This is a genomic window from Pseudonocardia sp. (genome assembly GCF_050246655.1).
In the GTDB taxonomy this organism is placed as follows: Bacteria; Actinomycetota; Actinomycetes; order Mycobacteriales; family Pseudonocardiaceae; genus Pseudonocardia.
Genome location: NZ_JBFWVQ010000172.1, coordinates 1 through 8,761 on the forward strand (window position 1 = coordinate 1; position 8,761 = coordinate 8,761).

General features: G+C 75.4%; 5 protein-coding genes and 1 tRNA gene. 3 read left to right on the forward strand and 3 right to left on the reverse strand.

Annotation, left to right across the window (positions count from 1 at the left end; translation table 11 throughout):
* Positions 1–34: 34 nt before the first annotated feature.
* The 3 genes from AB7J25_RS28940 to AB7J25_RS28950 are packed head-to-tail and all read right to left on the reverse strand — an operon-like array spanning position 35 to position 7,175.
* A complete protein-coding gene (locus AB7J25_RS28940) occupies positions 35–4,210 on the reverse strand; it encodes a TIGR02680 family protein (RefSeq protein ID WP_428514253.1) in 4,176 nt (1,391 codons plus the stop codon).
* Complete coding sequence (locus AB7J25_RS28945) at positions 4,207–5,613, reverse strand: DUF2398 family protein (RefSeq protein WP_428514255.1); 1,407 nt, start codon at positions 5,611–5,613, stop codon at positions 4,207–4,209. Before AB7J25_RS28945 ends, AB7J25_RS28940 begins: the two co-directional genes overlap by 4 nt.
* Positions 5,610–7,175, reverse strand: coding sequence for a TIGR02677 family protein (locus AB7J25_RS28950; protein WP_428514257.1), 1,566 nt, complete (start codon positions 7,173–7,175; stop codon positions 5,610–5,612). The genes AB7J25_RS28945 and AB7J25_RS28950 overlap by 4 nt, the downstream gene beginning before the upstream one ends.
* Before the next feature lie 227 nt (positions 7,176–7,402).
* Here AB7J25_RS28950 and AB7J25_RS28955 point away from each other — a divergent pair, with 227 nt between their 5' ends.
* The 3 genes from AB7J25_RS28955 (at position 7,403) to AB7J25_RS28965 (ending at position 8,590) form a co-directional block, all read left to right on the forward strand.
* Positions 7,403–8,143: a trans-aconitate 2-methyltransferase gene (locus tag AB7J25_RS28955; RefSeq protein ID WP_428514259.1), complete on the forward strand. Its 741-nt coding sequence runs from the start codon at positions 7,403–7,405 to the stop codon at positions 8,141–8,143.
* 49 nt (positions 8,144–8,192) lie between these two features.
* Positions 8,193–8,267: transfer RNA gene (locus AB7J25_RS28960), tRNA-Arg, on the forward strand.
* Between the two features lie 89 nt (positions 8,268–8,356).
* A complete protein-coding gene (locus AB7J25_RS28965) occupies positions 8,357–8,590 on the forward strand; it encodes a hypothetical protein (RefSeq protein ID WP_428514261.1) in 234 nt (77 codons plus the stop codon).
* Positions 8,591–8,761: the final 171 nt, after the last annotated feature.

The following is an 8,761-nucleotide window of genomic DNA, read 5'->3' on the forward strand; positions in this document are numbered from 1 at the left end:
GCCGCCAGCAGCCGCTCCCATCCCGGTTCGGTCGTCACTCCGCCTCGTCGGGCTCGGGTTCCGGGTCGGGCTCCAGCTCGTCGAGCAGCCCGCCGCCCCGACCGGGCCGGCGTCGGGTCTGCGGCGAGCCCAGGGACACGGCCAGCTCGCCATCGACGTCGGCGTCGGTGCCGGACCCGTCCCACACCATCAGCAACGCGCTGACCGTGTGCTCGGCCGGCGAGTGCGACAGGTCGTAGTGCGCGGCGGCCGGCACGGTGGCGTAGGTCGCCCACAGGTCGTAACCGGTCATCACCAGGTCGAAGTCGAACTCGGAGGCCAGCCCGAACAGCTCCGTGCGGCCCTTGTCGTCGACCCCCGCGAACGCCTCGTCCAGCGCGAGCAGACGGGGGCACGCCTGGTCGGCGGAGTCGAACATGGCGTGCGCGGCGGCGAACAGCGGCAGGTGCAGCGACACCGACTGCTCACCACCCGAGAGCTGCCCGTGCCGGGCGCGGGTCAACCGCTCCTCGCCGCCGCCTGCGGGATGGAGGAAGAGCGCGAAGGCTCGCCAGCGCCGGTAGTCGAGCACCTCGCCGAGCAGCTCGCGGTAGCCGCGATCGGGCCGCGCCGCCCGCGCCGCCTTGATCGCACCGGCGAAGTACATCCGCATCCGCCCCAGCTCGTCGGGCCCCAGCCCGGCGGCGTCACGCTCCATCAGCCGGACGACGGCGCGGTGCTCGTCGACGAGCGTGTCCGCGAGCTCCCACCGCACGCCGATCGTCAGGCCCGACGACATCCGGCGTCCCCGCATCTCGGCGTTCATCCGCGCGATCAGGTCGCGGGCGTCCACGGTGCGCTCGTGGATCTGCCGGGCCAGCTGGCTGAGCAGCGCATCCTCGAGCACCCGGCGCTCCGACTCGGTGAGCAGCTGCTCCTGGTCCCGGCGGGCCTGCGCGATGCGCCCAGCGAACGCGCCGATCGCGGCAGGGCCGCGCTCGTCGATCACACGCACCAGGATGATCCCACTCGCGCTCCCCCACTCGGGTCGGTAGTCGTGGCCTGCGGCGGACAGCTCTGCCGAAAGTTCCCGCAGGGCGTTGTCCAGCCGGGTGGTCGCCTGCTTGACCGACGCCTCGGTGGGCCGGAGCTCCCCGGTGGCGGCGAGGATCGCCTCGTGCAGCGCCACCACGGCGTCCGGGAGGAGGTCACCGGTCCCGTCCGCCTGGTCGCCGCGGACCCAGTCCTCGTGCACAGGCCAGCACAACCCGGCCGGGCAACGCAGGAGCCGCAGCACGTCGTCATCGGCGAACGGCTCCAGCCGGTGCGCGGCCGTGTGCTCCTCCGTCCGGGCGAGGCGCAGCGCCGAGCCTGCGGCGTCGCGCTCCGCCTCGGCCCGCGCGGCTGCGCCGGCGGCCTCCTCCTTCGCGTCGGCTGCGGCCGAGCGCTCGGCGCCCGCGGCGGTGACATCCGCCTCCGCCCGGGCCACCTCCGCCAGCACCTGTTGGGCCTGGGCGCCCATGGTGCGGTGCAGCACGTCGAGCCGCTCGGACTCCTCGGCCGAACGACGGGCCGCGCGCTCCTCGTCCGCTGCGGCGACGGACTCGTCGTCGTGGGCCTGCTCCAGCCGGCCGCGGGCCTCGGCCACGGCCTCGGCGGCGTCGTCCTGCTGCCTGCGCACGCCGCCGAGTCGCGCGGCCGCCCTGCCGAACCGGACGAGCGCCCCACTGACGACGTCGACCGCGTCCGGGGCGAGCACCCGCTCGGCGGCGGTCCGGCGCAGCTCCCGGTCGCGCGCGCCGACCTCCCCGACGGCCTGGTCGAGCACCGCCCGCGCGGCGTCCGCGGCCTCGCGGGCCCCGCGCAGCAGTCCCGCCGCCTGGTCGTGGCGGCGCACCGCCTCGACGATCGGGCCCACCCGTGGCAGCTCGGCCGCCGCCGCCGTGACGGCGTCGAGCACCGCCTGCGTGCGCGCGACGATCCGGTCGACATCGTCGATCCGGGCGCGGGCCACGGCGAGCAGGCCGTCGAGCTCGGCGAGCCGCGCCGCCCGACGTCGCGCACGTGCTGTGGCGCCGACGAACCCGGCGACAGTCTTGCGATACCCGCCGACCAGCACCCCCTGCCCGAACAGCCCCTGCGGCGAGACGCAGGCGCGCCCGGGATCCGGCGGAGACCCGGGCGGGAGCAGCGCGACCGAGCCGAGCACCGCCTGGACCCGCTCGACCGGGACCAGGTCGGTGTCCTCCGGCTCGAGCACCGATTCCAGCGTCGGCCCTTCCGGACGTCCGGCGGCGGGTAGCGGCACCAGGTAGCCGTCCGCTTCGACTGCGGCCAGCGCAGCGGCGGTGGAGCCGGCATCGGGATGGACCCATGCGTCGAGCAGCCCCGCCGCCTCCAGCGCACCCTCCAGCCCCGCGGCCGCCGCGCCGTCGACGGCGTCGGTGAACCGGACGAGCCGCCACAGCGGCGCACCCGGCCGCCCGGTACGCGGCGCCGACCGGGTCGGCGCGGCGCCCGGGGCGTCGTCGCGCTCGGCGGCGACGGCCCGGCGCCGCTCCTCCAGGTCGGCGACCTCGTCCGCCTGCCGGCGGCGCTCCGCCCTCAGCGCGGCCAGCTCGTCGCGGGCGGCCTGCACCGGACCGGCGGTGGACCGGGCGAACACGGCGCGCGGGTCGGCCGTGTCGGACTCACCGGCCGCGTCGACGGCGCCGGCGAGCGCCTCGACCAGGCCCGGGACCGCGAGTTCGGTGACGGTGGCGGCGTGCCGGTCGGCCCAAGCGGCCAGCCGTTTGCGAGCCTCGGCACGCGCCTGCTCGACGCTCGCCCCGGCCTGCTCCTCGGCCGCCGTGGCCCCGGCCACAGCCCGATCGGCCCGATCGGCGGCCTCCGCCGCCGCCCGGCGGGCGTGTTCGGCCCGCCCCAGCTCGCCGACCGCAGCCTGCACCGCGCGGACGTCGTCCTCCCGCGCCGCCACCCGGGCGGCCACCCGCTCGTCGAAACCTCCCGGCTCGGCGTCGTCGGCGTCCCACGCGACACCGGCCGCCGCGGCGTCGTCGGCGAGCTCGCGGGCCACCCGGCCGGCCTCGGCGTGGAGGCGGGCGGCGTGCTCGCCGGCCCGGGAGGCCGCCGTCTCGGCCTGTCGTCGCTGCTCCGCCCGCCGGGCAAGCCGGCTCCGGGCCCCGTCGAGCACCAGGCCCAGCTCCGCGACGAGCTTCTGCAGGTCGGCGAGCTGCTCGTGCGCCTGGTAGGCGGTGCTGGCCTTGAGCTGGTCGAGGCGGGCGCGCACGGCCGCGGCGGCGGTCTCGGCGTCCCGTACCCGGGCCGCCGCGACCTCCCGGGCCACCTGCGCGGCGTCGAGCCGCTGCCGTGCACCCGCGACGTCGGCGACACAGTGCGCGACGGCGGCGCGGCGGCCGGTGAGGGCGTCGGCCGCGGTGCGTGCCTGCCCTCGCAGGTAGGTGGTGTAGGCGGTGAGGAACGAGGCGGCGGCGTCGTCGGCGCGGACCAGGCCGTCGAGCGTGCGCGCCACCGCCTCCATGTCGTCGAAGGACCGGGCGGCCTCGGCGAGCAGGTCCTCGTCGAGCGGACGCAGGCCGTCGGTGAGGGTGTCCGAGAGCTTCGCCGGGTCGAGGTTCTTCGCGAGCTGCGGACGGCGCAGCGTCAGCACCAGGGTGAGCAGCTGCTCGAACCGCTCGCGGCCGAGCCCGAACAGGCGCGCGTCAACGGCCGCGCGGTGCTCGGAAGGGGTGTCGCGCACCGCTTCGGAGCCCAGTTCGGCGATCAGCTGGGCGCGGGTGAGCGGGCGGTCGTCCGGCGTGAGCAGCGAGAAGTCGACGCCGACGCGGCCGTCGACGACGAAGTACCAGCGCTTGACGCGGTCAGTGTGCCGGCCCGCCTGCAGCCCGATCCCGACCGTGACCGCCGCACCGGAGCCCACGAACTCCATCCACACGTATCCGTAGCCCGACGGCTGGCCGCGATAGAGCAGGTTGGACCGCATCGTGCGGTCCTCCGACGCGAACGGGTTGAGCCGGCGCGGCTCGATCCGGCCGTCGAGCACGAACGGGAACAGCACCTCCAGCGCCTTCGTCTTGCCGGAGCCGTTGGGCCCGCGCAGCACGAGGCGCCCACCGGCGAACACGAACTCCTCGTCGCGGTAGTCCCACAGGTTGACGATGCCGGCGCGGGTGGGCCGGAACCGCGTGCGGGCCGGCGCGATCGCCGTCATGCGAGATCCTCCGGGTCGAAGAGGGACGGCCCGCCCGCGCTGCGGCGTGGCCTCATGCGTACGACGACGTTGCGGTACCGGCCGACCAGCGGCAACACGAGTACCCCGCCGGGCACCGGCTCGACGAACCGGTGCGCGGCCAGCACGTCGAGCGCGGCGGCGAGCAGCCGTGGCGGGTCGGCCCGCCACTCGGCGCCGAACGCCCGCGAGTAGGACGTGACGAGCTCGGCCATCGTGGCGGCGAGCCAGCCGTCGCCGACCAGCGGACGCCCGGTGGGGACGACGTCGGTGTCGCCCTCGGCGTCGGTGCCGGATCCGGTGCCGCCGGCCTGAGGCTGCGCCGGCGTGCCGCGCTCGCCGGCGAACTCGACGAGCAGGTCGCCCACCGGGCGCCCGCGGTCGATCTCGGCGGCCAACGCATCGCGCACCTCGGACCGGGGCGGCGCGATGTGCAGGGGCAGCGGCGCGTCGTCGACGTCGGCGACCCGATCGGCGAGCGCGCCGAGGAGCAGCAGCGCGGCCTGGGCGACGGTACCGCTCGCCGGGAACCGCCGCTCGGCCAGGCCTGCCGTGTCGATCAGCGCCAGCCCTTCGGCGCGCCGCTCGACCGCACACCCGGTGAGCCGGGTGACGTCGGCGATGATCGCGGACGTGCGCAGCACGTTGCGGACACCGGCGTCGACCTCCTCGACGAGCACCACCGGCTGCTCCACGAGCGCCCGGCGGGCCCGCTGCCCGGCGTCGCGGCGGCCGCTGTCCCGCCCGGCCGCGACGTCGCGGGCGAGGAGCCCGGTGACCGATCCGAGGTGGTTGAGCACCCGGCCCGGCCGGTGCACGGCCAGCGCCACGTCGCGGTCGATGTCGTAGAGCGCCTCGGCCCGGCCCGGGTCGTCGGCCCAGGCCCGCGCGGATCCGTCGGCCAGCCGTAGCGCACCCCGCTCCTCCAGCCAGGTGACGACGTCGACGAATGCCGCGCGGTGCGGACCGCGACCGGTGTCGAGCCCGAGCCGTGCGATCCGGTTCGCGTCGGCGGCGACGACGTCGGCGAGCTCGGACAGCGTGACCTGGATGCCGGCCCGGCCGAGTGCCGCGAGCACCAGAGCGAGGTAGGCGTAGCGGCGGCGGTCGAACACCCGCCCGGAGCGGGTTCGGGCAGGCCGGCGCGAGTCGAGATCGTCGATGGTCCGGATCAGCCGCGCCGAGGACGCCGTCAGCTCGAGGCGGTAGCCCAGCGCGGCGGCCAGATCCGCGCGCAGCTGGGTCGACCAGCGGCGCACCAAGGGCAGCGCGGCCGCGTCCGGGTACCGCGAGCTGATCAGCGGGTGCCGGAGGACCGTGCGAAACGCGCGCTGGTAGTCCGCGAGCTCGATGTCGGGCACGCCGGCGGCCACGCGGTCGGTCACGACCCCACCCCCACCGGCTCGCTGCCCACGACGTCGCGCGCGAGTGGCCGCGGCCCCGGCCCGGCCAGCGGACGGACCGCGAGCTGCACGCCGTCCAGGTGCAGCAGCCCGCGCACGGTGCGGACCGTGCTCGTTCCCGTGCACGGGCTGAGCTCCAGCCGCACCCCGTACGCCGACCCCGCCGCGCGAACGGCAGCGCGCAGCGGCGCGCGGGCGCCCAGCGCGCGGTCGAGCAGCGCCAGCAGGACGACGGTCTCGGGCTCGGACAGGACCCGCCCGTGCGCTCCGCCCGTGGCGAGAGCAGCCGCCGCCGCCCGCCGCTCCCCGGCGTCGGCGACCTGCTGCTCCCGCAGCCTGCGCCGCGCGCCCTCGTTGCGCTGGACGGCCGCCGGGCGCCCCGGGCTGCCCGGCTTCCCGGTCTCCACCAGCGTGCGCGACACCTCGACGGCCGGTGCCTCCCACCATGTGCGACGGGTCGGGATCGCCTCGGGGTCGTCGTGCGCGATCCCGAGATGCCGCGGCGTGCGCAGCGCGAACGTGGCGTCGTAGAGCGCGTGGGCGGTGTCGTCGGACGGGAGGGCCGCGAACCAGGCGGCCAGGTGGCGCAGCTGTGACTCCCGGCTCACCCCGCCACGGCGGGCTTCGGTGACGCGACGCAGCATCGCCAGCACGTCACCGATCGCCGCGACGGTGGCCTGCTGCAGCCGGTCGGCCTCGGCCGGCGGCTGGCTCGCCCCGAACCAGGCGACCAGACCCGCCCAGCGGTGCTGCCAGTCGGCCAGTCTCTCGGCGGGGGTCCGGAACAGCCGGTCGTCGGCCTCGGCGGCCATCTCCAGCAGCCGTTCGACACCGGTGGCGGCGACGGCGTGCGTGGCCGCCCGCAGGCGGGGGCTGTACCTCAGCAGCTCGGAGTGGAACTCGCGCATGTGCGCCAGGAGGGCGTCCTTGTGATGCAGGAACACCTCGGCCCGGTGGTCGGTCGAGCGGCCGAGCTCCCCGAGCAGCAGGTAGAACCGCGCGGCGCGCTCGGCCATGTCTGTGAGCGCCCGATCGAGCCGGGTGAGCTTGCGGTACACCTCCTCCGCGTCGCCCATCGCGGCGGCCGTGACCAGCGCCCGCAGGTCGGCGAGGATGTCCGGGAACACCAGACGGGAGAGCGTGGCGTCGTCGAGCCGGGCGGCCAGCACCTGCTCGACGGCCCGATAGGCACGGTATCCGGCGTCGGTGAGCTGGTAGACGGAGTGCCGGTTGCGGTACTCCTGCACCGTCGCGGCCCGCGCGGCGTCCTGGCCGCGGTCGAGGTTGCCCCAGGCGACGAGAGCGTCCAGAGCCGCGGCGAGATCGTCCGGAAGGGCGCAGTCCGGGTGCTCGGCGGCCAACTCCTCGAGGTGCACCGCGACGTCGGGGGTGTGGAGCAACACCTGATAGTTGGCCCGCGCCCGGTCGAAGGCACGCAGGAGCCACAGGTACGACGTGCGCTTCTCGGCGGCGAGGAAGTGGAACAACCGCATGCGGTCGTCGAGTGTGAAGGCGTCGATGCCGAACGCCACCGGATCGCTCACGGTCTCACCTCCCGCGCCGCAGGGTAGGACGTGCCACCGACATATCCGGGCAGCGGGGACCCGGACGGGGCAGATCGACCCGAGCAGCTCGCACAGCTGGTCTCGGCGACGACCTCATGGAGGACCCGTGCCCGCTGTGGGTCAGCCTCGACGCCGCGGGGCAGACGCACCTGGCGCTGCCGGTGGGCTGACGGTTCGTCGGACAGTACGCGCGTACGGTGCGCTGAGTGAGCACAGTCTGGGACCCGTCGCTCTACCTCGCCTTCGACGACGACCGCGCGCGGCCTTTCCACGACCTGCTCGCCCGTATCGCAGCGACGACCCCTCGCCGGGTCGTCGACCTCGGGTGCGGCCCCGGCAACCTCACCGAGGTGCTACGCACCCACTGGCCGGGCGCGCTGGTCTCGGCGCTCGACTCGTCGGCGGAGATGGTCGCCGCGGCCCGCGAGCGGGGTGTCGATGCCGAACAGGCCGATGTCACCCGCTGGACGCCCCCGCCGGACGCGGACGTCGTCGTCACGAACGCGGTGCTGCAGTGGGTGCCGCGGCACCTCGACCTGCTGCCGAAGTGGCTTCGGGCCATGCCGTCCGGGGCGTGGTTCGCGATGCAGGTTCCGGCCAACTTCGCCGCACCGTCGCACACGCTTCCACGCGACCTGGCGCCCGCCGTGCCGGCGCTCGGCGCAGCCGTGGCCTCGCCCGCCGAGTACGCGGACGTGCTCGCGGGCGTCGCCGCACACGTCGACGTCTGGGAGACGACGTACCTGCACCAACTCACCGGCGAGGACCCGGTCCTGCGCTGGGTCAGCTCGACGGCGCTGCGCCCGGTCCGCGACGCCCTGCCCGAGGCCGACTACGCGACGTTCCGCGCCGAGCTCGCGCGCCGCCTGCGTGCGGCCTACCCTGCCCGCTCCGACGGTACGACCTGGTTCCCGTTCCGCCGGGTCTTCGCGGTCGCGCGCACCTGACCACCCCCGACGGGTCGCGGCGGGGGTGCGCTAGGGTTGGCGGCACACGGCCCCCGTAGCTCAGGGGATAGAGCACCGCCCTCCGGAGGCGGGAGCGCAGGTTCGAATCCTGCCGGGGGCACCACCCGCTGACCAGCGGAAACGCCGTTCACGATCGCAAACCGCTTGTCCACGTGGGATGGTTCGTGGGATGAACGCACTTACGATCACTCCATGCCACCCCGTAAGCGGCGGTCCCGCGGCTTCATCGAGCAGCTGCCGAGCGGCTCGCACCGAGCCGTCGTCTACGCCGGCACGGACCCGCTGACCGGCCGACCACGCTACGTTCGCGAGACGGTCAAGACCTACGACGGGGCGAAGAAGGCCGTCACACGGCTCCAGGCGCAGGTCGATGAGGACAAGCAGCCGAAGTCCAACATCACCGTGCGCCAGGCCATCGAGCAGTGAGTCTTTGCCAACCTGGCGGTCGGGCTGGTCAGGGCGGGTGCGGTGTGGCGTGGCCACGAATGGGTGAAGCTCCTGGTAGACGAGCGGTTGCTGAGACCAGACCGTCCAACCAGGAGCTTCGAGTGCTGTCCTACCCGTCCGGGATGACCGTGTCCAGCCGCACCCTCGGCG

What these genes read in the sequence shown, in the direction of transcription:
- AB7J25_RS28965 (WP_428514261.1), top strand. Translation starts at nt 8,357, where the DNA reads ATGCCACCCCGTAAGCGGCGGTCCCGCGGCTTCATCGAGCAGCTGCCG.
- AB7J25_RS28940 (WP_428514253.1), bottom strand. Translation starts at nt 4,210, where the DNA reads ATGACGGCGATCGCGCCGGCCCGCACGCGGTTCCGGCCCACCCGCGCC.